Origin of the sequence: Prescottella subtropica (assembly GCF_005434945.1) — a bacterium.
GTDB classification, from domain to species: domain Bacteria; phylum Actinomycetota; class Actinomycetes; order Mycobacteriales; family Mycobacteriaceae; genus Prescottella; species Prescottella subtropica.
In genome coordinates, this window is sequence record NZ_SKCH01000012.1 from 89,272 (window position 1) to 107,825 (window position 18,554).

Below are 18,554 nucleotides of genomic sequence, written 5' to 3' on the forward strand. Positions count from 1 at the left end.
TTCCCCGTGTCCGACGTCGACTATCGACTCCCCCAGCAACGACGACTGCTCACCGAGTTGCCCGGTCCCCGCTCGCGGGCGTTGGCGGCACGCCGCGCGGCGGCGGTCGGGGCGTGTGTGGCGTCGACGGTTCCGGTGTATGCGGCGGACGCGGACGGCGGGGTGATCGTCGACGTGGACGGCAACACGTTGATCGATCTGGGGTCGGGGATCGCGGTGACGGGGGCGGGCGGCTCGAATGCGGCGGTGGCGGCGGCGGTGGCCGAGCAGGCGGCCCGGTTCACGCACACGTGTTTCATGGTGACCCCGTACGAGGGGTATGTGGCGGTGTGTGAGCGGTTGGTGGAGTTGACGCCGGGCGACCACGACAAGCGGGCGGTGTTGTTCAACAGTGGTGCGGAGGCGGTGGAGAACGCGGTGAAGATCGCCCGCCGTGCGACGGGCCGGGATGCGGTGGTGGCGTTCGATCACGGCTATCACGGGCGGACGAATCTGACGATGGCGTTGACGGCGAAGAACATGCCGTATCGGGACGGGTTCGGGCCGTTCGCGCCGGAGGTGTATCGGGCGCCGATGTCGTATCCGTTCCGGGAGGGCCGCAACCCGGACGGTAGCGCGGTGACGGGTGTGCAGGGGGCGCGGCGGGCGATCGCGATGATGGACAAGCAGGTGGGGGCGGATCGGATCGCGGCGATCGTGCTCGAGCCGATCCAGGGTGAGGGCGGTTTCGTCGTTCCGGCACCGGGTTTCGTGCCGACGCTGGTGGAGTGGGCGCACGCGCACGGCATCGTGTTCGTGGCCGACGAGATCCAGACGGGGTTCGCCCGCACGGGTGACTGGTTCGCGTGCGAGCACGAGGGTGTGGTGCCGGATCTGGTGACGGTGGCGAAGGGGATCGCGTCGGGGTTGCCGTTGTCGGCGGTGGTGGGCCGCGCCGAGTTGATCGACGCCGTGCATGCCGGCGGGCTGGGCGGTACGTACGGCGGGAATCCGGTGGCCTGTGCGGCGGCGTCGGCGACGCTCGAGCAGATGTGGGATCTGAACCTGTGCGGTCGGGCCCGGCACATCGAGGAGGTGGCACGGCCGCGGTTGCAGGCGCTGGCCGACGCCTCCGACATCGTCGGGGAGGTGCGGGGCCGTGGCGCGATGCTGGCGATCGAGTTCGTCCGCCCCGGCACCCGCGAACCGAACCCGGAGGCCACGAAAGCGATTGCCGCCCACGCCCTGCACCGCGGCGTCGTCGTGCTGACGTGCGGCACCTACGGCAACGTCGTGCGTCTGCTGCCGCCGCTCGTGATGCCCGATGCGCTGCTCCTCGAAGGACTCGATGCGCTGGAAGACGCAGTGCGCGCGGTCTGACGCGTGGTGCTGCCGCCGAACGGGCGGTTGTCCGAGCAACGACCGAGAAGTGTGTCGGACAACCGCCCGTTCGAGCATCGCATCAGCCCCGGGTCGGTCGCCGGGGTCACGACTCCGCTCGGTCTTGAATCTCTGCAACGGCACGCGCGACCGCTTCGTCTGCGGTCATTTCCCCGGTGAGGACGGCGCGGGCGCAGGCTTCGGCGGTCCCGGTCATCCGTAGTCCGTCGAGTTCGAGGCCGACGCGGATACCGGCGATCGTCCGTTCGATCTCGTCGACGGAGAGTTGGCGGCGCGGTGCACGATTCATGGGAGGCATGTTCACGGCGTGGGACTCCTGTCGCTGATCTGACGGCTGTCGTCCACCCTGCCCCACCCCGAGACCGACGCGTCCCGCAGTGCGTCACGACCACGATCACAGCGTCGTCACGCAGGCGGTGGGCCACTGCAGATCGAGTGAACAGCGACGAGGCCGGCGCCGGCTTCAATCGAGTCGAGGTTCTCCCGGTTGCGGTCACGGTCGAGTCTGCTGTCGCATTCATGCCGCCAGTGGCGGCAGTGCGGTACGGAGGGGCGGAACTACAGGACCGGGTAGCTGTTCCCAGGGCGTCGCCTCGCGAGATCCGCGGACTTCGCCGCGAAGCAAAGTCGATAGTAAGCGCCACTTATTACCTTGGCTGCACCTCGAGCAGTCGACCATCCACGCAAGCCGGGCACACGCACTTGAAGGCGGCTATCCCCAGGTCAGCGCGATGCAACTATAACAACCGTTAGGTAATTGTACTGCAGTACAATTTTGTACTGCAGTACAAAATTCACCCCCCTCTCACCCTCTGGAGCAATCCGCTCACAGCTGGGACTGGCATCTCCGCGAAAGAATTTTCGCAATTTCACCATTCGCAACACTGCTGTGCCATAGGCTCCCGTCTTGACTCGATCGGGTAACCATCAACCACGAAGCTCTGCGGCTACACGACGAGACATGCAGGTGAAGATCTCCGCTCACAAAGCGTCAAGAAGGGAATCACCATGGGAATCAAGAGGCTCGCTATCGGGGCCGCGGCATCGGTAGGCACGCTTGCGCTGATGGGCGCCGGCATCGCGAACGCCGTCATCGCCGACCCTGCGCCCGGTTCGAACTTCACGATGTGTGGAACCGTCTACGCGGACTCCACCTCGACCACTGCCGCGGACAGCCACCCCGCACCCGACAGCGGAATCCCGGACTCCGCCACCCTCGTCAAGAACGTGAAGGTCGAGGGCACGCTCTTCCGGAGCAGTGGCGCAACTGCTGCCACCTACAGCGCGACCACGGACGCGAACGGCGCCTTCTGCTTCACCGGCAACCTGTCGATGCCGCCCATCATCGCCAACGGCGGTCACGTCGCGTTCTCCGCGACTACTCTGCCGAGTCCCTACACCACGGTCGTTTCGACCTCGCACGCCGGCATCATCGACTCCTCCGCGTTCGCGAACCATCAGGTCGGCGGACTCCTGTCCACCAAGGCGACCGGCTTCAACATCCTCGTCTCCTGAGAAAGGAAAACTCGATGTCCGTTGACTTCCTCAACGCCTTCGCCGTGTTCTACCGACAGATTGCGGGTATCGCCACCGGATCCGCCACCGCATCCGCTGAATCGAACTCGTAACACAAACACAGAAAGAGGTTCAGAATGACATCAGTCGGCGATGTCGTGTCGATGACGTTCGATGCGATCTACATGCTGTTTGTTCAGCTGCCCGCAAAGATCTTCATCGGAATCGACGTCTAATCAGAAGGGAAACTCGATGCTTGACGCAATCAAGGCGTTTCTGCTGCAGTTTGCTACGGGGTCGGCCGGACCGACCGTCGAAGCATTTGACGGCTTCCTACGAGCACTGTCCTGAAAGAAGGTTGAATTAGATGCTGACGAACATGTCGACCAGTATCATCGACTGGCTGTACATGGCCGCGTCCTTGCCCGTCATGGGGTCCCTCATGGCCGGCCTGAGCTGACACGTGCCAATCGGTCGGCCCCGTCATCGCAATTAGATGACGGGGCCGACCGTGGTCGTCGGTCCATCAAAACTCTTGCCAGCTATGCCCAGGCCGTCACACGTACGGCGCCGCCACCAGTCCCAGTTCCGTGTCGCCGGCGAGCAGTCGGTGGTGTGGCAGGACGCGGACGGTGTAGCCGACGGATCCCGAGACGGGTAGCGGTGCGACGGCCTCGAACATGTCGCCGAGTCCGTCGGTGCCGGTGTGCACCATCGGCACCGTGGTCGTGTCGGTGAGGTCGTCGTCCTCCCCCACCCGGCCCAGCACCGCCTGCACCACCACATCCTGCGGGTCGAGGCCGCCGAGACGGACGAACGCCCGCAGCGACAGGTCCGCACCGATCTCCGGATCGTCCGGCAGGCCGGCACTGTCCACCTGCACCACCTGCACACCCGGCCACGCCGCCTGCACCCGCCGCCGATACTCGGCCACCTCCCGAGCCCCGGCGAAGTTGTCCGGCAGCATGTTCCGGGCCGACACCGCCGCCGGCGCGTAATACTCGACGGCATAGTCGCGCACCATCCGCGACGCCAGCACCTTCGGCCCCAAACTCTGCAGAGTGTGCCGCACCATCTCGATCCACCGGCCCGGCACCCCCGCGTCGTCCCGCTCGTAGAAACGGGGCAGCACCGAGCGTTCCAACAACTCGTACAGGGCGGCCGCCTCGAGGTCGTCGCGGCGCACCTCGTCCACCACCCCGCCCGCCGTCGGGATCGACCAGCCGTTCTCGCCGTCGAACATCTCGTCCCACCAGCCGTCCGGAATCGACAGATTCAGGCCACCGTTGAGCGCCGACTTCATCCCCGACGTCCCGCACGCCTCCAACGGACGCAACGGATTGTTCAGCCACACATCGCACCCCCAGTACAGGTAGCGGGCCATCGACATGTCGTAGTCCGGCAGGAACACGATCCGATGCCGCACATCGTGGCGGTCCGCGAACCGCACCACCTGCTGGATCAGCGCCTTCCCGCCCTCGTCCGCCGGATGACTCTTACCCGCCACCACCAACTGCACCGGCCGGTCCGGATCGAGGAGCAGCGCCCGCAAGCGCTCCTCGTCCCGCAGCATCAACGTCAACCGCTTGTAGGTGGGTACCCGCCGCGCGAACCCGACCGTCAGCACGTCCGGGTCGAACACCTGTGCCGTCCACCCCAATTCGGCGTCCGTCGCACCGCGTTCGAGCCACGACGCCCGCACCCGCCGTCGCACCTCGTCCACCAGTTGTGCCCGCAACCGGTTGCGGGTCGACCACAGCCGGGCCGGCGCCACGTCCCGCAGCCGCTCCCAGCCGCGGGCCTCCTCCAGTAGATCGGGGCCGACGAGGCTGCGCGCCAGATCCATCCACTCGCGGGCCGCCCACGTCGGGGCGTGGACGCCGTTGGTGACCGACCCGATCGGCACCTCCGCGACATCGAATCCCGGCCACAGCGACTCGAACATGCCGCGGCTCACCTCACCGTGCAGCTGGGAGACGCCGTTGGCGCGCTGCCCCAGCCGCAACCCCATGTGCGCCATGTTGAACACGCCCGGATCGTTCTCGGCGCCCAGCCCCAGCATCCGGTCGACGGGCAGGCCGGGCAGCAGCGTCGACTCCGTCTGACCTTCCCCGCCCCCGAAGTAGCGGCGCACCAACTCCATCGGGAACCGGTCGATGCCCGCCGGCACCGGGGTGTGGGTGGTGAACACCGTCCCGGCTCGCACCGCGGCGAGCGCGGTGTCGAAGTCGACGCCCGCCCCGGTGATGAACTCGCGGATGCGTTCGAGCCCGAGGAACCCGGCATGCCCCTCGTTCATGTGGAACACCTCGGGGTCGGGCAGGCCGTGGCTGCGGGTGTAGGCGCGCACCGCCCGCACCCCGCCGATCCCGGCGAGGATCTCCTGCGCGATCCGATGCTCCTGGTCGCCGCCGTACAGCCGGTCCGTCACCGCCCGCAGATCCGGATCGTTCTCCGCGATGTCCGAGTCGAGCAGCAGCAGCGGCACCCGCCCCACCTGCGCGATCCACACCCGCGCCCGCAGCACCCGACCGCCCGGCATCCCGACGTGCACCAGCACCGGCGCGCCGCCGTCGGTGAGCAGCCGCAGCGGCAGCCCCTGCGGATCGTGCGACGGATAGTGTTCGGCCTGCCAGCCGTCCGCGGTGAGCGACTGCCGGAAATACCCGGACCGGTACAGCAGGCCGACGCCGATCAGCGGCAACCCCAGATCCGACGCCGCCTTCAAATGGTCCCCGGCCAGGATGCCGAGCCCACCCGAATAGTTCGGCAGCACCTCGGTGACCCCGAACTCCATCGAGAAGTACGCGATCCCGGTCGGCAGGTCGGCGCCGCGGCGCACCTGCTCCTGATACCAGCGCGGTCGGGCCAGATGGTCGTCGAGGTCGGCGGACGCCGTCGCCAGCGCCGCCAGGAACCCCTCGTCGGCGGCCAACGCGTCCAGCCTGTAGGGATCCACCTCGCCGAGCATCCGCACCGGATCGTGCCGCACCGCCGTCCAACGGTCGGGGTCGATCGACGCGAACAGGTCCTGTGTCTGCGGATGCCACGACCACCGCAGATTCGTCGACAGCGGCCCCAGCGCGGCGAGCAGCTCGGGCAGATGGGCTCGGACGGTGAACCGGCGCAGGGCTTTCACGCCGCGAACACTACCCACATTCGAGGCCGCGCGACGGTGCGTCAGTCCCGCCAGACCGCGGTGAACTCGTACCACGCCCCACCGATATGGGTGGCGGAGAAGTCGTCGAACCCGGCCGGCGGGCCGTCCGGCGAGTAGACCCATCCCGAACTCGCCATGAGCCCGAGGCCACCCGCCTCGACGAAGTAGACGGCACCGCGTGTGTCCTTGCGGGCGTAGAGGAAGTCGAAGCGCCCGATCTCGACGTTGGTGCGTGACCGCTCGGGTGACGCGCGCACCTCGAGCGCGATGCGCTCGAACTCCGGTCGCAGGTCATCGAACCCGGCGGGCGGGAACAGCACCGCGACGGGCGCTGCCACCCCGACAACGGCGGGCGCAGCGGCGATCCACCACGACCATCGCCGATCCTGGCCGATGACGTAGAGGCTTCGGATCGCCCAGACGAGACCCGTCACCGCGAGGACGAGGAGAGCGCCACCGGCGAACAGCAGCGGATCGGCCCACCGCTGGTCACCGAACCGGGACGGCCACCAGTCGTAGTGGATACAGACGAGCACAGCCACCGCGATACTCGTCACGGCCAGGACGGCCGGGCCGGGCACCTTGTTCGGCGCCGCCATCTCGGTGGGCTCCGGGCTTCGTGTTCGAGTCTCCCCCATCTCGACACTGTACCGATCGATCCCGCCCGCACCGGGACTCGTGCTCGACGATTCCACCGGCACCGCCGACCGCTGAACTACCGTTGACGTATCAGCCGGTCAACGAACGGAGCCCGCGTGTCAGGTCGCCTCGCCATCGACGACGTGCTGCCGTGCCTCGACGGTGGCCGGTTCCCGGCGAAGGCCGTCGTCGGTGAGGTGTTCCCGGTGTCGGCGACGGTGTGGCGGGAAGGCCACGACGCGGTCGCCACCACCCTTGTCGTCGAACGGGCGGGGCATCCGGCGGACACGCTCGCGATCCCGATGCGTCCCGGCCCGGAACTGGACGTGTTCCATGCCTCCTTCGCCCCGACGAGCGTCGGCCGGTGGACGTACCGCATCGAGGCGTGGGGCGATCCACTGTCCACGTGGCGGCACGCGGTGGAGGCGAAACTGGCTGTCGGGCAGGGCCCGGAGGATCTCGCCAACGATCTCGAGGTGGGTGCCCGCCTGTTCGAACGCGCCGCCGCCGACGCCGACCCGCACCATCGGGGACGTCTCCTCGCCGCCGCGACCGCACTGCGCTCGGGGCGGCAACTCCCCGCCCGCGTCGCACCCGCGTTCGCCACCGACATCGCCGACGCCCTGCGGGTGCGTCCGCTACGTGAGCTGGTGACGTCGTCCCGCAGCTTCGACGTCACCGTCGACCGGCGCCGCGCCCTGGTCGGATCGTGGTACGAGTTCTTCCCCCGCTCCACCGGCGGACGCGATTCCCGCGGCGCCCCCGTCCACGGCACGTTCGCGACGGCGGCGGCCGAGCTGCCGCGGATCGCGGCGATGGGCTTCGACGTCGTCTACCTGCCGCCGATCCACCCGATCGGGGTGGTGAACCGCAAGGGCCCCAACAACTCCCTCACCGCCGGCCCCGACGACGTCGGCTCCCCGTGGGCGATCGGGTCCGCCGACGGCGGGCACGACGCGATCCATCCGGCGCTCGGCACCGAGGCCGACTTCGTCGCGTTCGTGGCGGAGGCGTCCCGGCTGGGGCTCGAGGTGGCGCTCGATCTGGCGTTGCAGTGCGCTCCCGACCATCCGTGGGCGAGCGAGCATCCCGAATGGTTCACCCGCCTGCCGGACGGCACCATCGCGTACGCGGAGAATCCGCCGAAGAAGTATCAGGACATCTATCCGCTGAACTTCGACACCGACCCGGCCGGCCTGTCCGCCGAGGTGCTGCGCGTCGTGCGGCACTGGATCACGTTGGGCGTCACCATCTTCCGGGTCGACAATCCACACACCAAGCCGGTCGACCTGTGGGAGTGGCTGATCGCGGAGGTCACCCGCACCGACCCGGACGTGCTGTTCCTGTCGGAGGCGTTCACCCGGCCCGCCCCCATGTACGGGCTCGCCAAACGCGGGTTCACGCAGTCGTACACGTATTTCACGTGGCGGGTGCACAAGTGGGAGCTCACCGAGTTCGGTGTCGAACTGGCCGCGAAGGCCGACGAGGCCCGCCCCAACCTGTTCGTCAACACCCCCGACATCCTGCACGCGAGCCTGCAGCACGGCGGGCCGGGCATGTTCGCGGTGCGGGCCGCGCTCGCCGCGACCCTGGCCCCCACGTGGGGCGTCTACTCCGGGTTCGAGCTGTTCGAGCATGTCGCCGTCGCCCCCGGCAGCGAGGAATACCTGGATTCGGAGAAGTACCAGCTACGTCCCCGCGACTACGCCGGGGCGCGGGCCCGCGGCGAATCCCTCGAACCGTGGCTGACGACGCTCAACCGGATCCGCCGCGCGCACCCGGCGCTGCAGCAGCTACGGAACCTGCGGTTCCACCACGTCGACCACGACGCCCTCATCGCGTACTCGAAGATCGACCCGGTCACCGGGGACGCCGTCCTGATCGTCGTCAACCTCGACCCGTCCCACGCGCAGCAGGGCCACATCTCCATCGACATGCCGGCGATCGGCCGCGACTGGCACGACCGGATGACGGTGCACGACACGGTCAGCGGCGAACACTACGAGTGGGGGCAGCGCAACTTCGTCCGCCTCGAACCGTGGCGGGCGTGCGCGCACATCCTGGCGTTGCCGACGGTGCCGCGGGAGCTGCGGGCCCGACTCGCCGACCGGGAGCACCGTCCGTGACGACACCGGCCTGCCCGCCGGACCCGCACGATCTGACGCTGCTCCGGCACGGCGTCCACCACGATCCGCACTCGGTACTCGGCGCGCACCCGCGATCCGACGGCACCGTCGTGCGGGCACTGCGGCCGGGCGCACTGTCGGTGGCAGTGCGGGTCGACGGCGTCGACCACGACCTGCACCCGGTCGGGCACGACGTGTTCAGTGCGCTGCTGCCGTTCGAGCAGCTGCCCGACTACCGGCTGGTCGTCGCCTACCCGCACGACCACGTCGAGGTCACCGCCGACGGCTACCGGTTCTGGCCCACCCTCGGCGAGATGGACCTGCACCTGTTCGCGGAGGGTCGGCACGAGCGGCTGTGGGAGATCCTCGGCGGGCACCCCCGCCGCTACGACACCCCCGACGGCATCGTGACGGGCACGTCGTTCGCGGTGTGGGCGCCCGCCGCCCGCGGGGTGAGCGTGCTCGGCGACTTCGACCTGTGGGGCGGACGCACGTTCCCGCTGCGCGCCCTCGGCTCCACCGGCGTGTGGGAGGTGTTCGTGCCCGACGTCCACCCCGGCGCCCTGTACAAGTTCCGGGTCCACGGCCGCGACGGCGTCATCCGCGACAAGGCCGACCCGATGGCGCGCTCGACCGAGGTGCCGCCCGCGACCGCGTCGATCGTCGCCGCGTCCGAGCACGTCTGGACCGACAGCGACTGGATCACCGCCCGCGCCGGGCACGACCCGGTCCGGGAGCCGATGAGCGTCTACGAGGTGCACCTCGGGTCGTGGCGGCCCGGCCTGGGCTATCTCGAACTGGCCGACGAGTTGTCCCGCTACGTCGTCGAATCCGGGTTCACGCACGTCGAACTGCTGCCGATCGCCGAGCACCCGTACGGCGGCTCGTGGGGCTACCAGGTGACCTCCTACTACGCGCCCACCGCCCGTTTCGGGACGCCCGACGAGTTCCGGGCGTTCGTCGACCGCCTGCACCACGCCGGTATCGGGGTGATCGTCGACTGGGTGCCCGCCCACTTCCCCAAGGACGACTGGGCGCTGGCCCGGTTCGACGGCACCGCCCTCTACGAGCACCCCGATCCGCAGCGCGGCGAGCAACTCGACTGGGGCACATATGTTTTCGACTACGGGCGCCGCGAGGTCCGCAACTTCCTCGTCGCCAACGCCCTGTTCTGGTGCGACGAATTCCACGTCGACGGCCTGCGTGTCGACGCCGTCGCCTCGATGCTCTACCGCGACTACTCACGCCCACCCGGGCAGTGGACGCCCAACGTCCACGGCGGCCGGGAGAACCTCGAGGCCGTCGAATTCCTGCAGGAACTCAACGCCACCGTCCACCAGCGGTATCCGGGGGTCGTCACGATCGCCGAGGAGTCCACGTCGTGGCCCGGGGTCACCCGCTCCACCGGCGTCGGCGGCCTCGGGTTCACCATGAAATGGAACATGGGCTGGATGCACGACACCCTCGGTTATCTGCGCCGCGACCCCGCCCACCGCGCCTTCCACCACGACGAGGTCACGTTCTCCCTCATGTACGCGTGGAACGAGCAGTACCTGCTGCCGATCAGCCACGACGAGGTCGTCCACGGCAAGGGCACCCCGTGGACGCGGATGCCGGGCGACGACACCGCCAAGGCCGCCGGGGTGCGGATGCTGCTCGCCTACATGTGGGCGCATCCCGGCAAGCAGTTGCTGTTCATGGGCCAGGAGTTCGGGCAGCGCGCCGAATGGTCCGAGCAGTTCGGCCTGGACTGGCACGACCTCGAGGATCCGGTCACCGGCGACCTGCACCGCGGCATCCACGCCCTCGTGTGCGACCTCAACGCCGTCTACCGGTCCGCCCCCGCCCTGTGGACGCTCGACGCCTCCCCCGGCGGCTACTCGTGGATCGACGCCGACGACACCACCCACAACGTGCTCAGCTTCCTGCGCTACGGCAGCGACGACTCCGTGGTGGCGTGCCTGTTCAACTTCTCCGGCGCCGTGCACACCGACTACCGGATCGGCCTGCCCGAGGTCGGCGTCTGGTCCGAGATCCTCAACACCGACGCGAGCGACTACCGCGGAACCGGGGTCGGTAACTTCGGTGCCGTGACCGCCCTCGACACGCCGTGGCACGGACGTCCCGCGTCCGCCGCGGTGACACTGCCCGCGAACGCGGCGATCTGGCTGAGGCTCGAGCGGTGAGACGGCCGCGCCTGCTCACCGCGGTGCTCGCTCTCGTCGCCGTCGCCGCCACCGGATGTGCGACGACGACCGACGGCCGCGCCGTCTCCATCTACGACGACCCGTTCACCGTCGCCGGCCTGCCCGCCCGCGACGGCCCCAGCGGCCCCCGCGCCGGCACCCCCGACGCCGTCCGCGCCGTCGTCGGCAGTGACGGCGGCGCCGTCGACCGGCTCGCCGCCAACGCGATCACCGACATCGAAAGCTATTGGGCGCAGCAGTATCCGACGATCTTCGCGGGCACGTTCACGCCGGTGTCCGAGCTGATGTCGTGGGATCCCGACGACACCGACGGCCCCCGCTTCTGCGGCATCGGCACCGACGACCTCGTCAACGCCGCCTACTGCACCCGGCAGGACGTCGTCGGCTGGGATCGCACCTACCTGCTGCCCGCCCTGATCGACGCGTTCGGCCCGATGGCCGTCGTCATGGTCCTCGCCCACGAGTACGGGCACGCCATCCAGCAGAAGGCGGGCCTCGTCGGCGACGACGACCCCGGCATCGTCCTCGAACAGCAGGCCGACTGCTTCTCCGGCGCCTTCGTCCGGCATGTCGCCGAGGGCGACGCCCCGCACTTCACCCTCAACACCGCCGACGGCCTCAACTCGGTCCTCGCCGCCACCGTCGCTGTCCGCGACACCGAACCCGGCGCCGCCGACTCCGTCCACGGCTCCGCGTTCGAGCGGGTCACCGCCGTGCAGATCGGCTTCACCGACGGCCCCGCCGCCTGCACCGGCATCGACGCCGACGAGATCATCTCCCGCCGCACCGACCTGCCCCGGCACTACGAGGGACGCAGCGACGACGGCGAACTCCCCGTCACCGAGGAATCGGTGCGCGCCATCGTCGACTCGTTCGCCGCGGTGTTCGCGCTCGCAGACCCGCCGCAGCTGGACCTGTCCGGCATCGACACCGGCTGCGCGGACGCCGACGCCACCGCACCCGTGTCGTACTGCCCCACCACGAACACGATCGGCGTGGACCTGCCCGCCCTGGCCGAACGTGGACGCCCCGCCGCCGGCGACGGCACCCGGGACGCCATCGTCAACGTCGACGTCACCGGCGACTACAGCGCCTACGTGCTGCTCGCGTCCCGGTACACGCTCGCGGTGCAGAAGGCGTCCGGGATGTCGCTGTCCGGGCCGCAGACGGCGTTGCGGGCCGCATGCCTGTCCGGCGCCGTCACCGCCGCCCTGAGCCCCGGCAACCCGCGGGCCGCCGACATCGCGGCGCGGGTGTGGCTGTCCCCCGGCGACCTCGACGAGGCCATCTCCGGGCTGCTGTCCGACGGTCTCGCCGCCAGCGACGTCGACGGGGTCACCGTGCCCAGCGGCTTCTCCCGCGTCGACGCGTTCCGCACCGGCGTCCTGGGCGGGCAGGACGCCTGCACCGGCCGCTACCGGTAAAAACTCAGTACAGCGCGGACGCGAGTTTGCGGCGGGCCGCGATCACGATCGGCTCCGCCGGATCGAACAGTTCGACCTGACTTGCACAGGTCGACGGGGATTTCCGGTTTCGGCTGGCGTTTACACTGGTAGTGGGATCGCGAGTCGGCGATTCGGGGCACTAACCGAAATGTCCTAAGTCAGGTCAAACCTTCGGCCCCGTCTCTGCGAATCCGCAGGTCACAGCCACCTCATCCGACCTTTCCGGGGCCCTGGGGCATGTGGTGACAATGCCGCGATGGAGTCGTTCTTCGCTCTCCTGCAGAAGAACGTCCTCGACCGGCAACGCTGGTCGACCCGAGCGGAACTCCGACTGGCAATCGTGACCTGGATCGAGAAGACCTACCACCGCAAGCGCCGCCAGCGGCGCCTGGGGAAGCTCACCCCGATCGAGTTTGAGACAATCAATCAGGCCGCACACGCGGCTTGAGCCTCTCCACCCCATGAGTCAACTGAAGTGGGGCAGTCCCATCACCCCGGATGCCGCAGCCGTCCTCGCTGCACTGGACCTAACGGCCCGCGGACCGGGGCACTAAACCTGTGTAAGTCAGGACAGAGCCGGCCGCTACCGGTAGAAAAAAATCAGTACAGCGCGGACGCGAGTTTACGGCGGGCCACGATCACGATCGGTTCCGCCGGATCGAACAGTTCGAACAGTTCGAGCAGCCGCGTCCGGACCTGCGTCCGGTCGTCGCCGGCGGTGCGACGCACCAGCGCGACGAGCCGATCGAAGGCGGCCTCGGGCCGCTGTGAGTACATCTCGGCGTCGGCGGCCGCGAACTGCGCGTCGATCGAGTCGGGCTGCGCCTCGGCAGCCGCGTACACGTCCTGCGGCAGTTCCTGGACGCGGGCGAGGAACGTGACCTGACGCAGTGCCGCCTGCGCCTGCGTGTTGCCGGGTTCGGAGTTGAGGACCAGCCGGTAGGCGGCCATCGCACCCTCGAAGTCGCCCTCCTCGAGCGCGGTCTCGGCGGCCACGAACCGCGGATCCTCCGGCTCGGGTTCGGCCGGTCCCGCGGACGGCGGACCGGACAGTTTGCCGGCGACGGCCTGCTGCAGCGCGGCGATCCACTCCCGCAGCTGCGCCTCCGGCTGGGCGCCGGCGAAGTCGGCGAGCGGCTGCCCGCCGGCCAGTGCGACGACGGTCGGCACCGACTGCACCCCGAACGCCTGCGCGATGCCCGGATTGGCGTCGACGTCGACCTTGGCGAGTACCCAGTTCCCGCCGCCCTCGTGCGCGAGCTTCTCGAGCACCGGGGACAGCTGTTTGCACGGCTCACACCAGGTGGCCCACAGGTCGACGACGACCAGGACCTGCATGGACCGCTCGAGCACCTCGGTCTGGAACGTCGCATCGGTGACGTCGACGACGGGTGCGAGGCCGGTGCTGCTCACCGGGGCCGACCCGTCGGCCGCGGGTGCGGGCGGGGCGGCCGGCGGCTGCATCGCACGCTCCTTGAGGCCGGAGAGATCGACGGCACCGGACATGGCCGCGGCGAGGGCAGAGGACGGACGGGAACCGGGTCGAGTCACGGAGTCTAGTGTGTCACGGCCGGCTGCGGGGCGGCGGTGGCACCCGTCGACAGTTCCCCGAGCAGGCCCTTGCCGGCGGCCCACTTCTCGAACCACACGGTCATGAACGGCGGCACGCTCGACACCATCGCCAACGCGAGGGTCGTGAAGTTCCACTTCAGGACGCGGGCAGTGACGAACGCGATGACGATGTAGGCGACGAAGATCGCGCCGTGAAGAGCTCCGAAGATCTTCACGCCGATCTCCGGGCCCTCCTCCGGCAGGTGCTTGAACGCCATGCCGATGAGCAGGCCGGCCCAGCTGAAGGCTTCCAGAACGGCCACGAAACGGAAACGCTTGGGCCAGGAGCTGAGGTCGAAGATGTTTGCCATGGCCGCCATTGTGCCCGAGAAACTACGACGCCCCGTAGTTGATCCTGGTCACACCAGGCTCCACCACGGGGCGTCGTTCGCGCTTTCGGGCTACTTCTTCGGCACTCGCACGATCAGGGCGTCGCCCTGGCCGCCGCCGCCACACAGCGAGGCTGCACCGATGCCGCCGCCGCGGCGCTGCAGCTCGAGCGCCAGGTGCAGCACGATCCGGGCGCCGGACATGCCGAGCGGGTGACCGATCGCGATCGCGCCGCCGTTGACGTTGACCTTGGCCGGGTCGATACCCAGTTCCCGGGTCGACGCGATTCCGACGGCCGCGAACGCCTCGTTGATCTCGACCAGGTCGAGGTCCTTCGGGTCGATACCCTCCCGCGTGCACGCCTTGACGATCGCGTTCGCCGGCTGCGACTGCAGCGTCGAATCCGGTCCGGCGACGACGCCGGCGGCACCGATCTCGGCGATCCACTCGAGCCCGAGCGCCTCGGCCTTGGTCTTGGACATCACAACGACCGCGGCCGCGCCGTCGGAGATCTGCGACGCGTTACCGGCGGTGACGGAGCCGTCCTTGCTGAACGACGGACGCAGCTTCGCGAGGGTCTCGGCGGTGGTGTCGGCGCGGATGCCCTCGTCGGTGGTGACTACGACCGGCTCGCCGCGGCGCTGCGGCACGCTGACCGACACGACCTCGTCGGCGAACAGGCCGTCCTTCCAGGCGCGGGCCGCCTGCTGGTGCGATGCCGCGGAGAACGCGTCCTGCTCCTCGCGGGAGACGAACCGGTCGCCGTGGTTGGCGGACTCGGTGAGGTTGCCCATCGGCTGGTCGGTGAAGATGTCGTACAGGCCGTCGAACGCCATGTGGTCGCGCATCGCGACGTCGCCGTACTTGAAGCCCTCCCGGGACTTTTCGAGCAGGTGCGGGGACCGTGACATCGATTCCATGCCGCCGGCGACGACGACGTCGAACTCGCCGGCGCGGATCAGCTGGTCGGCCATCGCGATCGCGTTGATGCCGGACAGGCACACCTTGTTGACGGTCAGGGCGGGCACGTCCATCGGGATGCCGGCGGCGACGGCGGCCTGGCGGGCCGGGATCTGGCCGGCGCCCGCGGTGAGGACCTGGCCCATGATGACGTACTCGACCTGCTCGGGGGCGACGCCACCTTTTTCCAGGGCGCCCTTGATGGCGATTCCGCCGAGGTCGGAACCCGACAGATCCTTCAGGGAGCCGAGCAGTCGTCCGACCGGGGTACGCGCCCCGGCAACGATCACAGAAGTGGTCAAGATTCCTCCAGCGGTCGAGCTTGGCCCGGGCCACACGCATTGCCGTGGCCGGGAAAGAACACCTCAAACGGTAGCGCTACCGTCTGTAGGCATGACATCTTCGTCCCCCACCCCCGCCGCGAACAGCCTGTCCTCGCAGCTCGTGACCGCCATCGACCACGTCGGCATCGCCGTCCCGGACCTCGACGTCGCCATCGCCTGGTACAGCAAGCACCTCGGCATGGTCTCCACCCACGAGGAGGTCAACGAGGAGCAGGGTGTGCGTGAGGCCATGCTGTCGGTGGTCGGCTCGCCCGCCGGCGCCCCCGCCATCCAGCTGCTCGCCCCTCTGGACGAGACCTCCACGATCGCCAAGTTCATCGACCGCAACGGTCCCGGCCAGCAGCAGCTCGCCTACCGGGTCACCGACATCGACGCGATCAGCGCCCAGCTGCGCGCCGACGGCGTCCGTCTGCTGTACGACGCCCCGCGCCGCGGCACCGCGAACTCGCGCATCAACTTCATCCACCCGAAGGACGCCGGCGGCGTCCTGGTCGAGCTGGTCGAGCCCGCTTCGAACAGCGATCACTGACGGCGATTCTCGCCAGACTTCGTCCGATGTGACCGAGTGGGGCCGACGCGCCGAGCCCGGCCCCACTCCACACGCGTCGTGTCGGCGTCGCCGCCGGTAGATTGGCAGGCATGGCCTACGATCACGACCGCGGCATGCCGTTCACCATCGTCCGCAAGGGATACGACAAGGACGAGGTTCGACGCTACTTCTCCCGTTTCGACGCCGAGTTGCGTCTGACGGCGACCGACCGTGACGCGGCGGCCGCTCAGGCCCGTGAACTGGCCCTTCAGCTCGAGGACGCCCGCGACGAGATCGACGAGCTACGACGCGACGTCGACCGGCTGTCGGTGCCGCCGACAACGCTCGAGGGCATGAGCGAACGTATCTCCCGCATGCTCCGGCTCGCGTCCGACGAGGCCTCCGAGGTCCGCGCGAAGGCCGAGGCCGATGCCGCCGAGATGGTGTCCCTCGCCGAGCAGGACAGCGCCCGCATGCGCCGTGAATACGAGGCGAAGACCGCCGAACTCGAGGGGCGCCGGACCGCCCTCGAACGCGAGCACGCCCGCACCATGGAGACCGCGCGGGCCGAGGCCACCCGCATCGTCGACGCCGCCACCGCCGAACGCGACCGGCTCACCACCGAGGCCGAGGCCAAGCGCGCCCAGGAACACCAGGATTTCGAGATCACGATGTCCGAACATCGCGCGAAGACTCTCGCCGAGATCGAGCACCGCGAAAACACCAGCAAGGCCGAGGCGCACCGCCGGGTCAGCGACGCCACCGCGGAGGCACGCCGACGCGTCACCGACGCCACCGAGGTCTCCGAACGTAAAATCGCTCACGCCAAGGAACTCGCGGAGGAACTGCGGGTCCTGCGCAGCCGAATCCTGGAGCAGCTCCTGGGAATTCGCGGTCAGCTCGATTCGGTGCCGGCAATGCTCGCGTCCGTCGACAAGGAGGGCGAACTGCTCGACGACGCCACCCCGGTCAGCGACGGCGCGGAGGTTCCCGCCCGGTCCTGACGGTCACGACCAGCGTCGGGTGATGCCACGCGTGCGTCGTCCGGCCCAGCATCCGGTGTGCCAGTGCCGACGATCGTCGGCCCCACCCGGATCGGACGGCCACGCGACGACATGCGCGACGCCGGGCCGCACATCCTGATCACATCCCGGGCACCGATACGTCTTGACGGCCCGGGCCCCGGGAATCTGCCGGACGACGTACTGCTCGTCGCCGTAGCCGGCGGGACCGGATTCCTCCCGGGCCAACGCGTTCCCGTATGTCGGCCCGTCCACCGAATGGTCGGCACGACGGGGCGTTCTGCTGGACTGTTTTCGACGCGGCACGACGTCCAGTCTAGGGGCGACCCCGAGGACGATCAGAACAGCCGGAACTCGGTGCTCTCGGTGCCGCGCAACGCCTCGTAGTCGAGAACGAGGCAACGGATGCCCCGATCGGTGGCGAGAGTCTTGGCCTGCGGCTTGATCTGCTGGGCGGCGAACACGCCGGCCACCGGCGCCAGCAGCGGATCCCTGTTCAACAGTTCCAGGTAGCGGGTGAGCTGTTCGACGCCGTCGATCTCCCCGCGCCGTTTGATCTCGACGGCGACGGTCGCCCCGTCGGCGTCCCGACACAGCAGGTCGACGGGCCCGATCGCCGTCATGTACTCGCGGCGGATGAGACTGTAGCCATCCCCCAGCGTCTCGACGTGCTCGGCGAGGAGCTCCTGCAGGTGCGCTTCGACGCCGTCCTTGACAAGACCCGGGTCGACGCCGAGTTCATGGCTCGAGTCGTGCTCGATCTCCTCGATGGTGATCCGCAGTTCCTCGCCGGCCTTGTTGGTGACGACCCACAGCTGGTTCTCGGACGCCCCGTCACCGGCACTGTCTGCGCCGTCGGTGGTGGTCTCGGCGAGCCAGCACGGGGGGCTCATCCAGTTGAGCGGCTTGTAGGCGCGGTCGTCGGCATGAATGCTCACCGAGCCGTCCGCCTTGATCAGCAGGAGTCGTCGGGCCATCGGCAGATGGGAGGTGAGACGACCGACGTAGTCGACACGGCAACGAGCAATCACAAGACGCACTCGGCCCACCCTAGTGGATCGGACATGCCTCGGTCGATCCGGTCGACCGGTCGTCTCCCCACAAAAGGGGTACAGAAAGCAGTGAGGGCCCCCACCTATTGGTGGGGGCCCTCACTGAAAAGGTGTTCGGCGGTGTCCTACTCTCCCACACCCTGTCGAGTGCAGTACCATCGGCGCTGGAGGGCTTAGCTTCCGGGTTCGGAATGGGACCGGGCGTTTCCCCTCCGCTATGGCCGCCGTAACTCT

At 68.9% G+C, this 18,554-nt stretch carries 15 protein-coding genes, 1 rRNA gene and 1 pseudogene; 8 read left to right on the forward strand and 9 right to left on the reverse strand.

Features of this window, described 5'->3' with window-relative positions; all coding sequences use genetic code 11:
- Positions 1–6 precede the first annotated feature (6 nt).
- A complete protein-coding gene (gene gabT, locus E0497_RS12710; RefSeq protein ID WP_137725158.1) occupies positions 7–1,359 on the forward strand; it encodes a 4-aminobutyrate--2-oxoglutarate transaminase in 1,353 nt (450 codons plus the stop codon).
- A gap of 106 nt (positions 1,360–1,465) precedes the next feature.
- Here gabT and E0497_RS12715 read toward each other — a convergent pair whose 3' ends face one another.
- Positions 1,466–1,669, reverse strand: coding sequence for a hypothetical protein (locus tag E0497_RS12715; RefSeq protein WP_137725159.1), 204 nt, complete (start codon positions 1,667–1,669; stop codon positions 1,466–1,468).
- Between the two features lie 719 nt (positions 1,670–2,388).
- Here E0497_RS12715 and E0497_RS12720 point away from each other — a divergent pair.
- Entirely contained in the window at positions 2,389–2,895 is a 507-nt protein-coding gene (locus tag E0497_RS12720) for a hypothetical protein (protein WP_137725160.1), read from the forward strand.
- A 556-nt stretch (positions 2,896–3,451) separates the two neighbouring features.
- Here E0497_RS12720 and glgP read toward each other — a convergent pair.
- On the reverse strand, positions 3,452–6,034 hold the full coding sequence (glgP, locus tag E0497_RS12725) for an alpha-glucan family phosphorylase (RefSeq protein WP_137725161.1): 2,583 nt from the start codon (positions 6,032–6,034) through the stop codon (positions 3,452–3,454).
- A gap of 41 nt (positions 6,035–6,075) precedes the next feature.
- Entirely contained in the window at positions 6,076–6,693 is a 618-nt protein-coding gene (locus E0497_RS12730; RefSeq protein WP_137725162.1) for a DUF1109 domain-containing protein, read from the reverse strand.
- Positions 6,694–6,810: 117 nt separating this feature from the next.
- Here E0497_RS12730 and E0497_RS12735 point away from each other — a divergent pair, with 117 nt between their 5' ends.
- The 4 genes and pseudogenes from E0497_RS12735 to E0497_RS12750 form a co-directional block, all read left to right on the forward strand.
- Positions 6,811–8,820 (forward strand): alpha-1,4-glucan--maltose-1-phosphate maltosyltransferase, encoded by a 2,010-nt coding sequence (locus tag E0497_RS12735; protein WP_137725163.1) that lies wholly within the window; start codon positions 6,811–6,813, stop codon positions 8,818–8,820.
- Positions 8,817–11,006 (forward strand): 1,4-alpha-glucan branching protein GlgB, encoded by a 2,190-nt coding sequence (glgB, locus tag E0497_RS12740; RefSeq protein ID WP_137725164.1) that lies wholly within the window; start codon positions 8,817–8,819, stop codon positions 11,004–11,006. Before E0497_RS12735 ends, glgB begins: the two co-directional genes overlap by 4 nt.
- Complete coding sequence (locus E0497_RS12745) at positions 11,003–12,451, forward strand: neutral zinc metallopeptidase (protein WP_137725165.1); 1,449 nt, start codon at positions 11,003–11,005, stop codon at positions 12,449–12,451. The genes glgB and E0497_RS12745 overlap by 4 nt, the downstream gene beginning before the upstream one ends.
- 253 nt (positions 12,452–12,704) lie before the next feature.
- A pseudogene (locus E0497_RS12750) lies at positions 12,705–12,920 on the forward strand (IS3 family transposase); the annotation flags it as partial.
- A 152-nt stretch (positions 12,921–13,072) separates the two neighbouring features.
- Here E0497_RS12750 and E0497_RS12755 read toward each other — a convergent pair.
- The 3 genes from E0497_RS12755 to E0497_RS12765 form a co-directional block, all read right to left on the reverse strand.
- Positions 13,073–13,978: a tetratricopeptide repeat protein gene (locus tag E0497_RS12755; protein ID WP_137725184.1), complete on the reverse strand. Its 906-nt coding sequence runs from the start codon at positions 13,976–13,978 to the stop codon at positions 13,073–13,075.
- Between the two features lie 50 nt (positions 13,979–14,028).
- Positions 14,029–14,403, reverse strand: a complete 375-nt coding sequence (locus E0497_RS12760) for a DUF3817 domain-containing protein (protein ID WP_170312960.1) — start codon at positions 14,401–14,403, stop codon at positions 14,029–14,031.
- Positions 14,404–14,484: 81 nt separating this feature from the next.
- Entirely contained in the window at positions 14,485–15,675 is a 1,191-nt protein-coding gene (locus E0497_RS12765; RefSeq protein ID WP_137725167.1) for an acetyl-CoA C-acetyltransferase, read from the reverse strand.
- Between the two features lie 91 nt (positions 15,676–15,766).
- Between E0497_RS12765 and mce the strand changes: the two genes are divergently transcribed.
- Positions 15,767–16,246 carry a methylmalonyl-CoA epimerase gene (gene mce / locus E0497_RS12770; RefSeq protein WP_137725168.1) on the forward strand — a complete coding sequence of 160 codons (480 nt, stop codon included), beginning with the start codon at positions 15,767–15,769 and terminating at the stop codon, positions 16,244–16,246.
- 110 nt (positions 16,247–16,356) lie between these two features.
- Complete coding sequence (locus E0497_RS12775) at positions 16,357–17,250, forward strand: coiled-coil domain-containing protein (protein WP_137725169.1); 894 nt, start codon at positions 16,357–16,359, stop codon at positions 17,248–17,250.
- Positions 17,251–17,253: 3 nt separating this feature from the next.
- Here the strand turns inward: E0497_RS12775 and E0497_RS12780 are convergent, their stop codons facing one another.
- The 3 genes from E0497_RS12780 to rrf form a co-directional block, all read right to left on the reverse strand.
- Positions 17,254–17,574, reverse strand: coding sequence for an ATP/GTP-binding protein (locus tag E0497_RS12780; protein ID WP_137725170.1), 321 nt, complete (start codon positions 17,572–17,574; stop codon positions 17,254–17,256).
- Positions 17,575–17,606: 32 nt separating this feature from the next.
- Positions 17,607–18,308: an endonuclease NucS gene (gene nucS, locus E0497_RS12785; protein WP_137725171.1), complete on the reverse strand. Its 702-nt coding sequence runs from the start codon at positions 18,306–18,308 to the stop codon at positions 17,607–17,609.
- A 124-nt stretch (positions 18,309–18,432) separates the two neighbouring features.
- Positions 18,433–18,549 (reverse strand): 5S ribosomal RNA (rrf, locus tag E0497_RS12790).
- Between the last annotated feature and the right edge of the window lie 5 nt (positions 18,550–18,554).